Genomic DNA, 16,356 nt, shown 5'->3' on the forward strand with positions numbered 1-16,356 from the left:
GGTGCGGGTGTCCCGCATGACACAGGAGGCGCGGTGACCAGGCCGATGCCGGTGCCGGGGGCGCCGGAGAGCAAGGCGAAGTCGTTCAAGCCGTCGCTGAAGCGGTTGCTCGGCCGGTTGCGGCCGCACCGGATGCTGGTCGGCGTCATCGTGACGCTGGTGACCGTGTCGGTGGTGCTGAACACGCTCGGGCCGTACATCCTCGGCAAGGCCACCAACCTGATCTTCGACGGCGTCGTCGGCAAGAACCTGCCGTTCCCGCCCGGCACCACGCGGGACGAGGCGATCGCCGGGGTCAGGGCGAGCGGCCAGGGCACCTTCGCCGACATGCTCGGCGCGATGAACGCGGTGCCCGGCGTCGGCGTCGACTTCGACGCCGTCGGCCGCATCCTGGTGCTGGTGCTGGCGCTCTACATCGGCGCGGCGATCTTCGGCTGGCTGCAGGCCTTCCTGCTCAACCTGGTGATCAACCGGACCGTCAAGCAGCTGCGCGCCGACGTGGAGGACAAGATCCACCGGCTCCCGCTGCGCTACTTCGACTCCACGCCGCGCGGCGACCTGCTGAGCCGGGTCACCAACGACGTCGACAACGTCTCGATGAGCCTGCAGCAGACCATGAGCCAGCTGCTCACCTCGGTCTTCTCGGTGCTCGGCATCCTGATCGTGATGTTCTGGATCTCGCCGCTGCTCGCGGTGATCGCGCTGCTCACCGTGCCGGCCGCGGTCGTGGTGACGGCGCAGATCGCGAAGCGCTCCAAGCCGCACTTCGTGGACCAGTGGAAGTACACCGGCATCGTGAACGCCCAGGTCGAGGAGGCCTACACCGGCCACGAGATCGTCACCGCCTTCGGCCGGGTCGCCGAGGTGGGCGCGGAGTTCGACAAGCGCAACGAGCAGCTCTACCAGTCCAGCTTCAAGGCGCAGTTCATCTCCGGGCTGATCATGCCGGCGATCATGTTCCTCGGGAACATCAACTTCGTGCTCGTCGCGCTGGTCGGCGGGTTGCGGGTGGCGACGGGCAACCTCTCGCTCGGCGACGTGCAGGCCTTCATCCAGTACTCGCGCCAGTTCAGCCAGCCGCTCACGCAGATCGGCGCCATGGCGAACCTGCTGCAGTCCGGGGTTGCCTCGGCGGAGCGGATCTTCGAGATCCTGGACGCCGGGGAGCAGGGCAAGGATCCGGTGGAGTTCGCCGGGCGGGGCGAGGGCCGGGGCCGGGTCGAGTTCGAGCACGTGTCGTTCCGGTACGACCCGGAGACGCCGGTGCTGGACGACCTCTCGCTCGTGGCCGAGCCCGGCCACGTGGTCGCCATCGTCGGCCCGACCGGCGCGGGCAAGACCACGCTGGTCAACCTGCTCATGCGCTTCTACGAGCTCGACTCCGGCGTCATCCGGATCGACGGCGACGACATCACCGCCATGACCCGCGACGCGCTGCGCGCCCGGATGGGCATGGTGCTGCAGGACACCTGGCTCTTCCGCGGCACCATCAGGGAGAACATCGCCTACGGCAACGAGCACGCCACCGAGGCGGAGATCCTCGCCGCCGCGCGCGACGCCTACGTCGACCGCTTCGTGCACGCGCTGCCCGAGGGGTACGACACCGTGATCGACGAGGAGGGGTCGGGGGTGAGCGCGGGCGAGAAGCAGCTCATCACCATCGCGCGGGCCTTCCTGGCCAAGCCGTCCATCCTGATCCTGGACGAGGCGACCAGCTCGGTCGACACCCGCACCGAGCTGCTGGTGCAGCAGGCCACCGCGGCGCTGCGCCGGGACCGCACCAGCTTCGTGATCGCGCACCGGCTCTCCACCATCAGGGACGCCGACCTGATCGTGGTGATGGAGAAGGGCTCCATCGTCGAGCAGGGAACGCACCACGAGCTGCTGGAGCGCCGCGGCGCCTACTACCGGCTCTACAACGCCCAGTTCGCGGCGGCCACCGCACAGGTGTGACCGGGGCGCCTGCGAGGATGGGCGGCGTGGCTGCCGACTTCTCGTTCCGCATCGATGCCAGGCTGCCTGGGCGGCACGGGCGCGCCGGGGTGATCTCGACCCCGCACGGCGAGATCGCCACCCCCGCCTTCGTCCCGGTCGGCACCAAGGCGACGGTCAAGGCGGTGCTGCCGGAGACCGTGGCCGAGCTTGGCGCGCAGGCGGTGCTGGCCAACGCCTACCACCTCTACCTGCAGCCCGGCCCCGACATCGTGGACGAGGCGGGCGGGCTCGGCGCCTTCATGAACTGGCCGGGCCCGACCTTCACCGACAGCGGCGGGTTCCAGGTGATGTCGCTCGGCGCCGGGTTCAAGAAGGTGCTCGCCATGGAGGCGGTCACCGTGCGGAGCGACGACGTCATCGCGCCCGGAAAGGAGCGGCTCGCCACCGTCGACGAGGACGGCGTCACCTTCCGCTCGCACCTGGACGGCTCGGCGCACCGGTTCACCCCCGAGATCTCGATGGGGATCCAGCACCAGCTCGGCGCCGACATCATGTTCGCCTTCGACGAGCTGACAACGCTGCTGAACACCCGCCGCTACCAGGAGGAGGCGCTGGCCCGCACGCACCGCTGGGCGCAGCGCTGCCTCGACGAGCACGAGAAGCTCACCGCGCGGCGCGCGCACCGGCCCTACCAGGCGCTCTTCGGCGTGATCCAGGGCGCGCAGTACGAGGACCTGCGGCGCAAGGCGTGCCGCGAGCTGGCCGCGCTGCGCGGCGCGGAGGGGTCGGGGTTCGACGGGTACGGCATCGGCGGCGCGCTGGAGAAGGCGCAGCTGGGCGCGATCGTCGGCTGGTGCTGCGACGAGCTGCCGGAGGAGCGGCCGCGGCACATGCTCGGCATCAGCGAGCCGGAGGATCTCTTCGCCGCGGTGGAGAACGGCGCCGACACCTTCGACTGCGTGAACCCGTCCCGGGTCGCGCGCAATGCCGCCGTCTACCACCCGGACGGCCGCTACAACATCAACACCAGCCGGTTCCGCCGGGATTTCACCCCGATCGACGACGAGTGCGACTGCTACACCTGCGCGCACTACACCCGGGCGTACCTGCACCACCTGTTCAAGGCCAAGGAGATGCTCGCCTCCACGCTCTGCACGGTGCACAACGAGCGCTTCACCGTGCGGCTGCTCGACCGGATCCGGGCCGGCATCCTCGCGGGCGACTACGACGAGTTCCGCGCGGAGACGCTCGGCCGGTGGGGCACCGGGAGGGCGGCCACGAACTGAGCCGCCCCTCGGCTCACTCCGCGATGGCGGGGCCGGGGCGCGGCCCGTAGTCCTCGTGCTGCTTCAGCCAGGCGATCACCCGGTAGGTGATCGGCAGGACGAGCACCTCGCACAGCGTCTTCCAGAGGAAGCCGACCACCAGGTAGTTCAGGAACTGCTGCCAGGTGTCGATGCCGATGGCACCGGCCGCGATGGCGCAGAAGAGCAGGGTGTCGGCGAACTCGCCGACGATGGTGGAGCCGATCAACCGGGCCCACAGGTACTTCTCCTTGGTGCGTTCCTTGATCAGCACCAGCGTCGCGGAGTTCAGCAGCTGCCCGACCAGGTAGCCGGCCAGCCCGGCGAGCACCAGCCGCGGCGTCGTGCCGATGACGGTGCGGAACGCCTCCTGGTTCTCGTAGAAGCCCGCGGCGGGCAGCCGGATCGCGATGGCGAAGCAGGCGACGGTGATCAGCAGCGCGGTGAAGCCGTAGAGCACGGCGCGCCTGGTCGCGCGGAAGCCGTACACCTCGCTGAGCACGTCGCCGAGGATGTAGGCGAGCGGGAAGAGGAAGAAGGCGCCGTCGGTCGCGATCGGCAGGATCTGCACCGGTCCGAGCATCAGCGAAGAGCCGGCGAAGAACTCCACGCCCTTGGTGGCGCAGACGTTGGAGATGATCAGGGTGGTGGCGAAGAGCGCCACGATCGGGGTGTAGTAGCCCCGTGCCGCCTGGGCGAATGCCGCATGGCGGGGCACGGGGCGCCCAGACCCGTCGTGGTCGTCTAGCTTGGTGGAATCGGTCACGTGCCTCATCAAACCAGGTCGTGGAATACGCTGTAGCCATGACGAATCCCGGCGATTCCGACGAGTGGTGGAAGCAGTACGGCGGCCAGGGCGTGTCGCCCGACTCCGGCGCGCAGAGCTCGGCGCCGCAGTACCCGACCTCCGACCAGCCCGGATACCCGTCGGCGCCGCAGCAGCCCGAGCAGCAGTACGGCCAGCAGCAGTACGGCCAGCCGCCGCAGTACGGGCAGCCGCAGAGCCAGCCGCAGCAGAGCCAGCCGCAGCAGCCCTACCCGGGCCAGTCGTACCCGAGCTTTCCGCAGCAACCCGCCGCGCAGCCGTACGGCCAGCCGCAGCCGAACTACGGCAACCAGGGTTACGCGCCCGGCTACCAGCCCTACGGCTACCAGCAGAACCAGGGCACCAACGGGCTCGCCATCGCCTCGCTGATCGTCTCGCTGGTCGGGCTCTGCACCTGCCTCGGCTCGATCGTCGGCATCGTCCTCGGCATCATGGCGCTGAACCAGATCAAGGAGCGCAACGGCCAGGACGGCCGCAACATGGCGCTGGCGGGCATCTGGATCGGCGTCGGCGGCATCGTGCTGACCATCGTGTACTTCGTGATCGTGCTGGTCGGGTCGGCCTGACCAGGGAAACGCGCGAGGGGCGCCCCCACCGGTGGTGGGGGCGCCCCTCGTTTCGTTCGGCTGTGGCTACTGCCCGGTCTTGACGACCTGGGTGCCGCCGGCGAACTTGTCGTGCCAGCCCTGCCGGTTCGGGTCGTTCGAGATGGTCACCATGATGTAGATGACCAGGCCGAGCGAGATCAGGCCGCCGACGCAGGGGATCACGTTGGCGAGCATGAACAGGTTGCGCTTCGCCGAGGTCTGCGGGTCGATCTTGGCCGCGCCGCCGGGGGCGAGCACCTTGAGGCCGAAGATCTTCTTGCCGAGCGTGGCGCCCTGCGAGGTCTCCAGCGCGACGAAGTAGGCGATGCCCGCGAGCGAAATCAGCAGGCCGGCGATGAACTGCCCGACGAAGTTGTCGTAGCCGATGAGCGCCGCGACGATGGCGACCGGGATGCCGACGATCAGGTTGTCGATGATCCGGGCCACGATGCGGATGCCGAGGTCACCCGGCTGGCCGGGGCCGGTGTAGCCGGGCTGCTGGCCGTACTGCTGACCGGTCTGCGGGTACTGCTGCTGCTGGCCGTACGGGTCCTGCCCGTACTGCGGCTGCTGCCCGTACTGCGGCTGCTGGCCGTACTGGGGCGGCTGCTGGCCGTACGGATCCTGCCCGTACTGGGGCTGCTGGGGCTGCTGCTGGCCGTACTGCTGGCCGCCGCCCTGCTGGGGGTATTGCTGGCCGCCGCCCTGCGGGTACTGCTGCCCGCCCTGCGGATACTGGTTGGGGTCGTACCCACCGCTCGTCATATGTATGTCCTCGTCCGTGATCAGTCGATCGGGTCGAGTGCGTACGTTACGGACATTCCTTCGCTGGCGACAACCTATTCGGGTCCAGTGTCCAGGGATCGCGCGGCAACCGCGCGGGATCGAATCGGGCCAGCGCAGCGGCCGGAGTGCGCCCGGCGAGGCCGAGCGATCCGGCCAGCAGCGCGAAAACCCGCTCCGCGGAATCGCCGAGCGCACGGCGATCGGCGAGCGTCACCGCCCCGTCGCGCTTGGCCAGCCGCTGCCCCGCCGCGTTGAGGACGAGCGGAACGTGTGCGTAGCGCGGCACCGGAACGCCGAGCAGGGTGGCGAGATACGCCTGTCGCGGCGCCGAGGAGAGCAGGTCGTCGCCGCGCACCACCTGGTCGATGCCCTGCGCGGCGTCGTCGAGCACCACCGCGAGGTTGTAGGCGGGGACGCCGTCGCCGCGCAGCAGCACCACGTCGTCCACCGCCCCGCGGTAGCGGCCGTGCAGCTCGTCGACGATCTCGAACTCGGCGACCTCGGCGCGCAGCCGCACCGCGGCCGGTCGCCCCGCGGCCAGGAACTCGGCGCGCTGGTCAGGGGTCAGTGCGCGGCAGGTGCCGGGGTAGGCGCCCTGCGGCGCGTGCGGCGCGGTCACCGCCTGCTGGATCTCCCTGCGGGTGCAGAAGCATTCGTAGGTGCGGCCCACGGCGGTGAGCCGCGCGACGGCGGCGCGGTAGCGCGGCAGCCGCTCCGACTGCCTGATCACCGCGCCGTCCCAGTCGAGGCCGATGGCGCGCAGATCCGCGAGCTGGCGCTCCGCGGCGCCGGGGCGGACCCGGTCCAGGTCCTCCATGCGCAGCAGGAAGCGGCGTCCGGTGGAGCGGGCGAAGAGCCAGGCCAGGATGGCGGTGCGGAGGTTGCCGAGGTGCAGGTCGCCGGAGGGGCTCGGCGCGTAGCGCCCGGCGCCGGGTTCGGGCGCGCTCGCCGCGGGTGCTGCGCCGGATTGGGGTGCTGCGCCGGATTGGGGCGCGCCCGTCGGGAGCGCTGGGCCGGGTGTGCTCATCGGCCGCGCAGTGCCGGGCGCAGGTCGTCCGGGCCGATCGTCGCGCCCGCCGCGAGCAGATCGAGCAGCGCGCGGGCGTACTCGATCAGCCCGGCGCGGTCGACCCCGTGGTCTCCGCCCGGCTCCGGGGCGTACAGCTCGAGCCGCCCGGCGGCGCGGAGCAGCAACGTGCGCGCGCCCTTGGCATTGCCGCGCTGGATGTGGGTCAACCCCACCGCGAGCTGGGCCAGCCCCTGCCAGAGCAGCCCCTCCGCGGAGGGGCCGTTCTTCCAGGCCGCCTCCAGCACCTCGTGCGCGTTGAAGGCGAGGCCGTCGTCGAGCAACTCCTGCGCGTAGCCGAGCGTGCGCTCCGGCGGGAGCTCCAGGTCGTCCGGGATCCGCGGCACCCCGACGCTCCCCGGCGGCAGCGGCCGGCCGAAGCTGTCGCGAGGTCTGGCGTTGCGCGCCCTGCCCTCGGCATCTCGTTCGCGGTCGTGCATCCGTCCATCATCCACGGTGCGCCCGGTTGCCCGGTTCGGCCACCCGACGAGATTAAAAATGAACGATCACGAACAAATCACGCCGTGTTGGAATGTAGACTTCAAGCGTTGCCTGGTAATGGTGCGAGGCACCCGGCAATGGTTGCGCAACATCCCGAACTGCACCTTTCGGCGCAGGAACGCAGTCGAATAGGTAAGAGGTGAGCAATTTTTCGGCGGACCTGCTACTGTCTAGCACGGGGCCGGCCCTGATCGAGGTGGTTCTCACCTAGGCGACCAGTGCACTCGCGACGCACTGGGATGTTCGACACCATCAACTAATTGACGTACCAGGGTTTTCGCATGCGCGAAGCCCGGTGCCGTGAACGAACTCAGGAATTATCGTTCTCGACGCAGCAAAGGAGACTAGTGCCGTGGAGGTTGATACAACCGGCGCTGTGTGGCGGAAGAGTAGTTACAGTGGGCCCGACGGGAACTGTGTGGAAGTCGCATTCCTGATCGACGGCAACGTAGCGGTCCGGGACAGCAAGGCCGATGGGCATGGCCCGGTACTGGCGTTCGCCCGGGGCGATTGGAACACGTTCCTATCCGGGCTACCCGGTGCGGAATTCCGCCGCCGCTGAACCGGTCGGATTCTCGAGCGGAATGGATGGCCCCGAGCCGGCGGGCTCGGGGCCTTCGCGCGCCCCGAGGCCGATAGCCCGCGCTGGCACTCCGTACCGGCACCGGTAACCTCTCCCCGGTGGAATCGCTGGCGGCGCAGGACGCGACGATGTACTGGCTCTCGGCGCGCGGCCCCACCGATCTCTTCCTGCTCTACTGTTTCACCGATACCGGGCGCCCCGGCGCGGAACTGCGCGAATTCATCGTCCGCCGCAGCGCGCGCATCCCGGGACTCTCGGTTCGCCTCCGGCGGACCCCCGCCGACCTGAACCAGCCGTTCTGGACGCCCTCACAATTCCATTCAGAACAATTCCGGCAACATGAGATTCCCGATCCCGATTGGCACGGGGTGTCGCGTGCGCTCGGGGCCCTGCTCGGCAGCCGGGTCGAGGCCGCGGAGTTTCCGTGGCGGCTGCACGTCTTCCGCGGGGTACGCGGTGTCCCTGGAACGGGTGCCACCGGCGAATCCGCGCTCGTCGCGGTGCTACAGGTGTCGCACGCGCTGGCCGACGGCCGCGGCGCGGCTCGGCTCGCGCGGCAACTCTTCGGGGCCGAGGAGCCGGTCGCCGCTGCACGTGCGGATGTGCGCGCGGCCGGAGCGCTGCGTGCGCTGACCGGGGTGGGGCTCTACCCCTGGCGGGTGGCGGCGACGGTGCTGCGCGGCATCGGAGCGGCCAGGGCGGGGCGGGAGCTGGCGGCCCGCACGGCCGCGGGGGAGATCCCGCCGCCCGGCCCCCGCTATCCGCCCGGACCGTTGAACCCCGCCGCGCTGCCCGCCGGACACGTCGCGCGGGTGCTCGTGCTGCCCGCAGGCGAACTGCGCGCGCCGGACCGCACCGTCACCGCGCTGGCGCTGACCGTCGTCTCGGTGGCGCTCGCCCGGTACCTCGCCGAGCGCGGGCACGAGGTGCGGCGGCTCGGGGCGCAGGTGCCGGTCGCGATACCGGCGGGGGCGGGCGGGCGGAACAATTTCCGCGGCGTCGGCGTCGAGCTGCACCCGGGGGTGCCGGAGTTGCGGGCGCGCTCGGCGCTGATCGCCGCGGAGCTCGCCGCGCGGCGCACCAGGGCGGTGCACCCGCTGCTCCTGGCGCAGGATCGGGTGACGGCGGTGCTGCCTGCCGCGGTGCTGCGCCGGGATATCGAGCGCTACCCGGCGGCTGTGGTGCCGAGCGAGATCACCGGGCACACCGTCGTCTCCAGCGTGCACCGCGGTCCGGCCGACCTCCGCTTCGGCGGGGGAGCGGTGCGCTGGACCGCCGGGTTTCCCGCGCTGGGGAGCGTCATGCACCTGACGCACGGCGTGACCGGCCTCGGTGCCACCGTCACGCTCTCGGTGCACGCCGACCCGGCGGTGCTACCCGACCCTGATCGATACGTGGAGCTCCTGGCCGCGGCGGTGGCCGAAGTCGGCGCCGCGCACCGGGGTTGATCAGCGCGGCTGCCGGGTCGCCGCGCATGTCGGCGCGGGATTGATCAGCGTGGCTGCCGGGCGATGGCCGCGCATGTCAGCGCGCGGTTGATCAGCGCGGCTGCCGGGTCGCCGCGCATGTCAGCGCGGGGTTGATCGGCACGGCTGCCGGGTGGTGGTTGCGCATGTGAGCGCGGGGGCGATCAGCGGAGGCGCCAGGTGCCGTGCACGTCCGTACCGTCGACCCGGACGCTCGCGCCGTCCATCAGCGCACGCGCGGCGGCGTTCTCCGGGGTCGTCGTAGCGACCATGCGCCGCGCCCCGGCGCGCAGCGCCTCGGCCCGCAGCAGCGCGACCACCGCGCGGCCGACCCCGCGACCGCGCGCGCCGCGGCCGAGCCAGATGCCGGTCTCGAATTCACCGGCGCCGGTCGGCCGCAGCCGGGCCGCGCCGACCACCGCCGCCTGCTCCAGGACGACGAAGGTCAGCTCGACCGGCTCGGCGGCAAGTCCGCGCGCCCGGTGGAAGGCGAGGAAGGCGGCGCGGCGCTCCGCTGTCCACCCGGGTTGACCCGCTACCGGCGGCATGACCTCGAGCGGGTCGGCGTGGGCGACCGCGGCGGCGAGCAGCGCGGGCAGCGTGGCCTCGGTCAGCGGGTGCAGCGCGATATCCGGCACGCGGGCCAGCCTGGCCGACCCGGCGCCGGCGCGGCAACCGGATTTACCAGACGTTCGGCACGCACGGGTTGGGCAGGCTGGAGCCCGCGGCCAGATCGCAGACACCGCTGGTGAAGATCTTGAACGGCGTGGTGACGAGCAGCACGAGGACACCGATCACATTGCCCTGCTGGATCAGGTACTGCCCGGTGCGCAGCGCGTCACCGGCGTGGTCGGCGCCGGAGGAGCCGGTGCTGTAGCTGTCGGCGGCGACCGGCGCCGGGGCGGGCTCGATCGGCTGCGCCATCGCGCCGGAGGCGGTGGCGACCAGGGCTGCCGCCGCGACCGAGGCGGCGGTGAGACGAAGGCTTGTACGCATCGTTGCGCTCCTCTGCTGGAAGAATTGTCATTAACTTAGCAGGTTATGAGCGCGCTGGAAGACTCAATCGGCGGGGAATTTGCGGTCACTTAGGCAACCGGGGGGTGACATGGAAAAGGCCCGGGCCGGGAACTGGTGTTCCCGGCCCGGGCCGCTGCGGAGGATAGGGGATTTGAACCCCTGAGGGCGTTAACCCAACCCGCGTTCCAGGCGAGCGCCATAGGCCACTAGGCGAATCCTCCGTGCAGCAGCATAGCGAACGCGGCGCCGACCACCCAAACCGCCCCGGATTGGGTCGCGGCGGGCACGGGCCGCTACACTGGCCGACGGATCCCGCGCGGCGCGCATCCTGTGAACTCCCCCAGGGCCGGAAGGCAGCAAGGGTCAACGGGCTCTGCCGGGTGCGCGGGGTCCCCTTAATCCTCTTCCCGGCGCGGCGATCCGGCCGCCCGTTCTTCATTTCCCGGCCGTGCCAACGGCACCCCACGCGGCGCCGGTCTCGAGTAACGTGAGCGGCGCTTCCACCCCCACGCTGCTTGAAAGGCTGCTCAGGATGTCCCGGCAAACGCAGATCGGTTTGATGAGCCCCGAGGAACTGGTGTCCGAGCACGAGACCCAGGCCGCAAACTACGCGAAGCTCCAGACCGAGAAGCTCACGCTGGACCTCACCCGCGGCAAGCCGGCCCCGGAGCAGCTCGACCTCTCGGCGCGGCTGCTCACCCTGCCCGGCGAGGGCGACTACCGGGACGGCTCCGGCACCGACTGCCGCAACTACGGCGGCCAGCACGGCCTGCCCGAGCTGCGCGCCATCTTCGGTGAGCTGCTCGGCATTCCGGTCGCGAACCTGATCGCGGGCAACAACGCGAGCCTGGAGATCATGCACGACGTGCTGGTCTTCGCGATGCTCTACGGCACCCCGGATTCCGAGCGGCGCTGGGCGAGCGAGCCCGTGGTGAAGTTCCTGTGTCCCAGCCCCGGGTACGACCGGCACTTCGCGATCACCGAAAGCCTCGGCGTCGAGATGATCCCGGTGCCGATCGGCCCGGATGGGCCGGACACCGCACGGATCGCCGAGCTGGTCGCGGCCGACCCGGCGATCAAGGGGCTCTGGGCGGTGCCCAACTACTCGAACCCGAGCGGCGTCGTCTTCTCCGAAGAGGTTGCGCGCGCGCTGGTCTCGATGCCGACCGCCGCGCCGGACTTCCGGCTGCTCTGGGACAACGCGTACGCGGTGCACCCGCTCACCGACACCGCGGCGCCGGTGCTCGACGTGCTCGGGCTGGCCGCGGCGGCGGGGAACCCGAACCGCCCGCTGGTCTTCGCCTCCACCTCCAAGATCACCTTCGCCGGCGCGGGGGTCAGCTTCTTCGGCGCGGCGACGCCGAATCTGGAGTGGTACCTGACCCACGCCGGGAAGAAGAGCATCGGCCCGGACAAGATCAACCAGCTGCGGCACCTGCGCTTCTTCGGCGACGCGGATGGCGTGCGGGCGCACATGCAGAAGCACAGGGAGATCCTGGAGCCCAAGTTCGCGCTGGTGCTGCGCATCCTGGAGGACCGGCTCGGCGCGTCGAAGGTGGCGTCCTGGACCGAGCCCAGGGGCGGCTACTTCATCAGCCTCGACGTGCTGGAAGGCACCGCGGCCAGGGTGATCGCGCTGGCGAAGGATGCCGGGATCGCGCTCACCGCGGCGGGTTCCGCGTTCCCGTACAAGAAGGACCCGGAGGACAGGAACATCCGGATCGCGCCGAGCTTCCCCGGGCTGTCCGAGCTGGAGCAGGCGATGGAGGGGCTGGCCACCTGCGTGCTGCTGGCCGCCACCGAGAAGCAGCTGGAGAACTGAGCCCCGGCTGGCGGCGGCGCGCGGCCGCCGCCCGCGCCGGCGGCTACCGGTCTTCCGGCTTGTGCGCGAACACCGCGAACATGGTCACCGAGAGGTGGATGTCGCCGGTCTCGGCGCCGCGGGCGAGTTCGGCGAGCAGCTCGTCCCGCTGCGCCTCGGTGATCCGGCCGCGCGCCACGGCCATGGCCGAGATCTTGGTGACCAGCGAGCCGGCCGCGGCCGCCCGCTCCTGCACCAGCGCGTGCGAGCCGATGTCGTCGATGTGCAGCCCGGCCTTGGTGAGCAGGCCGGGGAGCCTGCGCCCGGAGAGCGGGTTGGTGGTGCTGGCGAGCAGCGTCTCGATCACCTCGCGGGTGATGTCCCGCGCGCCGGGGTGCAGGATCGCGGTGCCCCAGTCCACGTCCGTCACCACCGCGCGGCCGCCCGGCCGCAGCACCCGCTCGATCTCCCGCGCCGCGCGCAGCGGAGTGGTCAGGTGCTGGAACACCCGCTCGCAGAGCACCGCGTCGAAGGAGTTGGCGCGGAACGGGACGCCGTAGGCGTCGCCGGGGTGGAACTCCGCGTGCGCGCCGAGCTCGGTGGCGCGGCGCTGCGCCGAGGCGAGCAGGTTCTGGTCCGGCTCGACGCCGATCGCGGTGCCGGTGGGGCCGACGGCGTCGGCGAAGGCGAAGACCTCCGAGCCGGTGCCGGAGCCGATGTCGACCGCGCGCTCACCGGGGGCGAGCGCGAGCGCCTCGTGCGCCCAGGTGCGCAGCCGGTGGATGCCGGGCAGGGCGGCTTGCAGGTCGCGGACGTCGACCAGCTGGTCGTGCCCTTCGCGGTCGAATCGATCCGGTCGCAGCCCGTCGGTGGTCATGGTGTGCTTCCCGTCCGTCTGTGGCGCCGTCGGCTGTGGCAGGGGCGTCGTCTGAGGCATGGGGCGAGCCTACGTGTGACGTGATGATCACGCGCGGCCGGTTTGTGAGGTGGGTCACCAGGAATTCGCTGGCCTGCGGAGTGCGATGATGGGGACGCCCGCCCCGATCGAGGAGTACCGATGAGTCGCACGCTCTGCCTGGCCCAGGAGCCGGGGGCCGACGAACTGCTCAGCGCCGATCACTTCGCCACCCTGCTCGGCATGCTGCTCGACCAGCAGTACCCGATGGAGCACGCCTTCCGCGGGCCGAAGAAGATCGCCGATCGGATGGGCGGGTTCGACATCCACCGGATCGCGGAGGCCGACCCGGCCGAGTTCGAGGAGCTCTGCGCGACGCCGCCCGCCATCCACCGGTACGGCCGGTCCATGGCGCGCCGCGCCCAGGAGCTGGCCCGCTACCTCATCGAGCACTACGACGGGCGCGCCGAGCAGCTCTGGACCGCCGGTGCGCCGGACGGCGCCGAGGTGCTGCGCAGGCTGCGCGAGCTGCCCGGATACGGGGAGCAGAAGGCGAAGATCTTCCTGGCGCTGCTCGGCAAGCAGCGCGGGGTCGAGCCCGCCGGCTGGCGCGAGGCCGCCGGGGCGTACGGCGACGAGGGGTCGCGGCGTTCGGTGGCGGATGTGACCGACGGCGAGACGTTGGCGCAGGTGCGCGAGTTCAAGAAGCAGGCGAAGGCGGCGGCCAGGGATGCCGCTGGCGCGGCGCCCGCCAAGAAGGCGGCCGCGAAAGCGCCGGTTAAGAACGCCCCCGCGAAGGTGCCGGCCAAAAGAGCCGCCGTGAAGGCGCCGGTTAAGAAGGTCGCCGTGAAGGAGCCGGTGAAGAAGGCCGCCGTGAAGAAGGCCGCCGTGAAGAAGGCCGCCGTGAAGAAGGCCGCCGTGAAGACGGCGACGACGAAGCGGACAATCGCGACCAAAAAGACGGGCGGAGCGAAGAAGGCGGCCGCCGAGTAAACGCCCTGCCATTTGGAATCGTCCTGCTTTTTTCCCTCGTCGCGTGACCCTCCCGTAACCCATGCTTTCCGGCGAAAGCTCTACGAGATGAGGGAAGCTCCATGAGGATGAGGAAGCTGGCCGTAGTCGCGGCCCTGGTCACCACGGTGACCGGCGTTGTGACCGGCACCGCGGGGGCAGCGCCGCAGGCACCCGCCGAGTCCGGCGGCGTCAATTTCACCGCGCAGGCCACCGACAGCCAGTCGATCATCTCGATCGACCAGGGCTCGCTGGTCGTCGAGGACAACGAGTTCCGTGTCAAGGCGCCGAACGGCACCGTGGTGGCCGGCACCGCGCTGAATTTCCGGATCGACGAGTTCGAGTTCCCGATCGCCGCGAATATCGCCGGGAACTCCGCCACCCTGACGCCGCTGCTCGACCTGGCGCACGCGCAGTACAAGCCGGTCGCGCTGCCCTACGAGGACAAGGCGCCGTGGAAGAACGAGTACGACCGTGAGGTCGCGGCCTGGACCAGGCTGACCAGCACCATCGCCGCGGGCGCCACCATCGGCACCCTGGTCGGCGGCCTGGTCGGCGGCGCCGCCGGCTGCGTGCTCGGCGGTATCGCGGGCGCCACCGTCGCCTCGGCCACCATCGTCGGCCTCTTCGGCCCGTTCGTCCCGGCCGCGGTGATCGGCTGCTTCGGTGGCGTGATCGCCATCGGTGCACTCGGTACGCTTGCCGGTCAGTTGCTCGTCACCGCTCCGGTGGCGATCGCCGCGGCGATCCAGTACTTCCAGACGGTCAACGCGCCGGCTCCCGCGCCCGCCAAGTAGGCGGCCCCGCGCCCCGCGCGGCCGTGCCGGAGATCCGCTCTGGCGGGGTCGCGCAACCCCACCACGAAGCCCCGCCCGGTGCCTCACCCACCGAGCGGGGCTTCGTGCTGTCCGGAGAAGGTGCGGTATCCCACCCTCCTGACGAAAACTATTCTCACCAGCCGTGATTCGGCACCGGAATGAATCCGATCGGAAGGTATTACCCGGTTTTTCCGCACCGAAAGCTTGGTGCGGCCCGTGCTCCGGTGTTACCGTCTAGTTATGCCTGCCAGCCGGACCGCCGCCCCGAAGGTCACGTACGTGACCTTCGCGCTCGGCCTTCGGCTTCCGCTGACTCGGGAACTGTGTTGTTCCCGCCGCTGCGGCTGAGCCCACACCAAGGGCTTGTGCTGCCTCGTTGCCGCACCCCGTAGGTATCCGTCCCGATCGGGACATTGCATAAGGATTCACGATGTCGTCTTCCACGATGTCCACCCGTACCGCCGAACGAACTTCGCGGTCCGCGTCGACTGCCCGCACGCGTACCCAGCGTCCCGTCGTGACCCCCGAACTGCGGGTCGCCGACAACCCCGCCGCCGCGGTGCTCCGCGCGGCGACCACCGGCCCGGTCTCCCGTGACGACGCTGCCAGGAGCACCGGCTCCAGCATCGCCACCGTGAACCGGCAGGTCTCCGCGCTGCTCGCGGCCGGCCTGCTGCGCGAGCGGCCGGACCTCACCGCCGCGGGCGCCGTCGGCCGCCCCCGGGTCCCCTTCGAGGTCGACCACGAGAAGTACCTGACCCTCGGCATCCACATCGGCGCCGCGGCCACCAAGATCGTCGCCGCCGACCTGCGCGGCCGGATCCTCGGCGGCCTCGCCATCGCCACCCCGCAGACCGGGCAGCAGTTCGCGGTGAACACCGTGGCGCGCAGCGCCCGCGCCTTCCTGCAGCGCTGGCACCGGCGCAAGCCGCTCTGGGCAGGCGTCGCCATCGGCGGCCGGGTCGACCCGCTCACCGGCGTCGTCGACCACCCCAAGCTGGATTGGCACGGCGCCGCCGTCGGCTCGGTGCTCGGCGAGGTACTCGAGCTCCCGGTCTCGGTCGCGCCGCACGTCGAGGCCATGGCCGCCTCCGAACTGCTGCTCCCCGTTCCGGATTCGGCCCGCGTCGGCGAGAAGCCGGGCCGCAAGCCGTCCGGCGACAAGGGGCCTGGCCAGGGCAGCAGCCTCTACTTCTACGTCCGCGAGACCGCGGGCATCGCCGTCACCCTCGACGGCCGGGTGCACACCCCGAGCAACGGCCCCGGCTCCATCGCGCACCTGCCCACCGGCTCGGACGTGCGGTGCAGCTGCGGCCGGACCGGCTGCCTCGAGGTCACCGTCGGTGATCGCTCGGTGCACGCGCGCGCCGTCGGGCGCGGGATCATCCCGGCGCACAACGGAACCGGCGGCACCACCATCGCCGACCTGTACCGGGCCGCGGAGGCGGGCTCCGAGCCCGCGCGCGAGCTGCTCGCCGAGCGCGCCACCATCCTCGGCCACACCGTCGCGCTCGTCCGGGACATGCTGAACCCGGACCGGGTGGTCCTCGGCGGCCAGGCCTTCACCGCCTACCGCCCGGCCGTGGCGCACGTGGCCAAGGCCTTCCAGCAGGGCAGCCAGCTGCCGCCCACCGATATCCGGATCAGCGGATTCGGCGGCAAGGTGCAGGAATTCGCCGCGGTGGTGACCTCGCTCAGCGTGCTCTACGCCGATCCGCTCGGCGCCGTCCGCCGGCTGCAGGCCTGAGGCGCGCGGCACC

At 71.0% G+C, this 16,356-nt stretch carries 15 protein-coding genes, 1 tRNA gene, 1 other RNA gene and 1 pseudogene; 10 read left to right on the plus strand and 8 right to left on the minus strand.

The genetic code is table 11. From position 1 onward, the window contains the following. Positions 1-45: 45 nt before the first annotated feature. Together LTT61_RS19600 and tgt are read left to right on the plus strand one after the other, a co-directional pair. Positions 46-1,953 carry an ABC transporter ATP-binding protein gene (locus tag LTT61_RS19600; protein ID WP_233021095.1) on the plus strand — a complete coding sequence of 636 codons (1,908 nt, stop codon included), beginning with the start codon at positions 46-48 and terminating at the stop codon, positions 1,951-1,953. A 26-nt stretch (positions 1,954-1,979) separates the two neighbouring features. Then, a complete protein-coding gene (gene tgt / locus LTT61_RS19605; protein WP_233015537.1) occupies positions 1,980-3,221 on the plus strand; it encodes a tRNA guanosine(34) transglycosylase Tgt in 1,242 nt (413 codons plus the stop codon). Positions 3,222-3,234: 13 nt separating this feature from the next. Here the strand turns inward: tgt and LTT61_RS19610 are convergent, their stop codons facing one another. Continuing rightward, the gene (locus tag LTT61_RS19610) at positions 3,235-4,014 is read right to left on the minus strand and encodes a queuosine precursor transporter (RefSeq protein WP_233015538.1); all 780 of its coding nucleotides are present in this window, start codon (positions 4,012-4,014) and stop codon (positions 3,235-3,237) included. 29 nt (positions 4,015-4,043) lie between these two features. On the opposite strand from LTT61_RS19610, the gene LTT61_RS19615 reads away from it, so the two are divergent. Next, entirely contained in the window at positions 4,044-4,631 is a 588-nt protein-coding gene (locus LTT61_RS19615) for a DUF4190 domain-containing protein (protein ID WP_233015539.1), read from the plus strand. Between the two features lie 66 nt (positions 4,632-4,697). On the opposite strand, the gene LTT61_RS19620 is transcribed toward LTT61_RS19615, so the two are convergent. From LTT61_RS19620 to LTT61_RS19630, 3 genes are read right to left on the minus strand one after another with little or no spacing between them, the layout of a single operon-like run. Continuing rightward, on the minus strand, positions 4,698-5,417 hold the full coding sequence (locus LTT61_RS19620) for an RDD family protein (protein WP_233015540.1): 720 nt from the start codon (positions 5,415-5,417) through the stop codon (positions 4,698-4,700). Between the two features lie 46 nt (positions 5,418-5,463). Continuing rightward, on the minus strand, positions 5,464-6,465 hold the full coding sequence (gene gluQRS / locus LTT61_RS19625) for a tRNA glutamyl-Q(34) synthetase GluQRS (RefSeq protein WP_233015541.1): 1,002 nt from the start codon (positions 6,463-6,465) through the stop codon (positions 5,464-5,466). Beyond that, entirely contained in the window at positions 6,462-6,944 is a 483-nt protein-coding gene (locus LTT61_RS19630; RefSeq protein WP_233015542.1) for a DUF309 domain-containing protein, read from the minus strand. Before LTT61_RS19630 ends, gluQRS begins: the two co-directional genes overlap by 4 nt. A 437-nt stretch (positions 6,945-7,381) precedes the next feature. On the opposite strand from LTT61_RS19630, the gene LTT61_RS19635 reads away from it, so the two are divergent. After that, positions 7,382-7,567, plus strand: coding sequence for a DUF397 domain-containing protein (locus LTT61_RS19635; protein ID WP_420094821.1), 186 nt, complete (start codon positions 7,382-7,384; stop codon positions 7,565-7,567). A 119-nt stretch (positions 7,568-7,686) separates the two neighbouring features. Beyond that, the gene (locus tag LTT61_RS19640) at positions 7,687-9,036 is read left to right on the plus strand and encodes a wax ester/triacylglycerol synthase family O-acyltransferase (RefSeq protein WP_233015544.1); all 1,350 of its coding nucleotides are present in this window, start codon (positions 7,687-7,689) and stop codon (positions 9,034-9,036) included. A 182-nt stretch (positions 9,037-9,218) separates the two neighbouring features. Here LTT61_RS19640 and LTT61_RS19645 read toward each other — a convergent pair whose 3' ends face one another. The 3 genes from LTT61_RS19645 to LTT61_RS19655 all read right to left on the minus strand — a co-directional run bounded on the left by LTT61_RS19645 (position 9,219) and on the right by LTT61_RS19655 (position 10,292). After that, entirely contained in the window at positions 9,219-9,692 is a 474-nt protein-coding gene (locus tag LTT61_RS19645) for a GNAT family N-acetyltransferase (RefSeq protein WP_233015545.1), read from the minus strand. A 43-nt stretch (positions 9,693-9,735) separates the two neighbouring features. Further along, a complete protein-coding gene (locus LTT61_RS19650) occupies positions 9,736-10,050 on the minus strand; it encodes a hypothetical protein (protein ID WP_233015546.1) in 315 nt (104 codons plus the stop codon). A 157-nt stretch (positions 10,051-10,207) separates the two neighbouring features. Further along, positions 10,208-10,292 (minus strand) — tRNA-Ser (locus tag LTT61_RS19655). A gap of 83 nt (positions 10,293-10,375) precedes the next feature. Between LTT61_RS19655 and ffs the strand changes: the two genes are divergently transcribed. Together ffs and LTT61_RS19665 are read left to right on the plus strand one after the other, a co-directional pair. Next, positions 10,376-10,470, plus strand: an RNA gene (gene ffs / locus LTT61_RS19660) — signal recognition particle sRNA small type. A 133-nt stretch (positions 10,471-10,603) separates the two neighbouring features. Next, positions 10,604-11,893 (plus strand): aminotransferase class I/II-fold pyridoxal phosphate-dependent enzyme, encoded by a 1,290-nt coding sequence (locus tag LTT61_RS19665; protein ID WP_233015547.1) that lies wholly within the window; start codon positions 10,604-10,606, stop codon positions 11,891-11,893. A gap of 43 nt (positions 11,894-11,936) precedes the next feature. Here the strand turns inward: LTT61_RS19665 and LTT61_RS19670 are convergent, their stop codons facing one another. Further along, entirely contained in the window at positions 11,937-12,749 is an 813-nt protein-coding gene (locus LTT61_RS19670; RefSeq protein ID WP_233021096.1) for a methyltransferase domain-containing protein, read from the minus strand. Between the two features lie 180 nt (positions 12,750-12,929). Here LTT61_RS19670 and LTT61_RS19675 point away from each other — a divergent pair. The 3 genes and pseudogenes from LTT61_RS19675 to LTT61_RS19685 all read left to right on the plus strand — a co-directional run. Next, positions 12,930-13,502 (plus strand): annotated as a pseudogene (locus LTT61_RS19675) (HhH-GPD-type base excision DNA repair protein); the annotation flags it as partial. 359 nt (positions 13,503-13,861) lie between these two features. Continuing rightward, positions 13,862-14,575 carry a hypothetical protein gene (locus tag LTT61_RS19680; RefSeq protein ID WP_233015548.1) on the plus strand — a complete coding sequence of 238 codons (714 nt, stop codon included), beginning with the start codon at positions 13,862-13,864 and terminating at the stop codon, positions 14,573-14,575. A gap of 466 nt (positions 14,576-15,041) precedes the next feature. Further along, complete coding sequence (locus LTT61_RS19685; protein ID WP_233021097.1) at positions 15,042-16,343, plus strand: ROK family transcriptional regulator; 1,302 nt, start codon at positions 15,042-15,044, stop codon at positions 16,341-16,343. Positions 16,344-16,356 lie beyond the last annotated feature (13 nt).

The organism is Nocardia asteroides (assembly GCF_021183625.1).
GTDB lineage: Bacteria > Actinomycetota > Actinomycetes > Mycobacteriales > Mycobacteriaceae > Nocardia > Nocardia asteroides_A.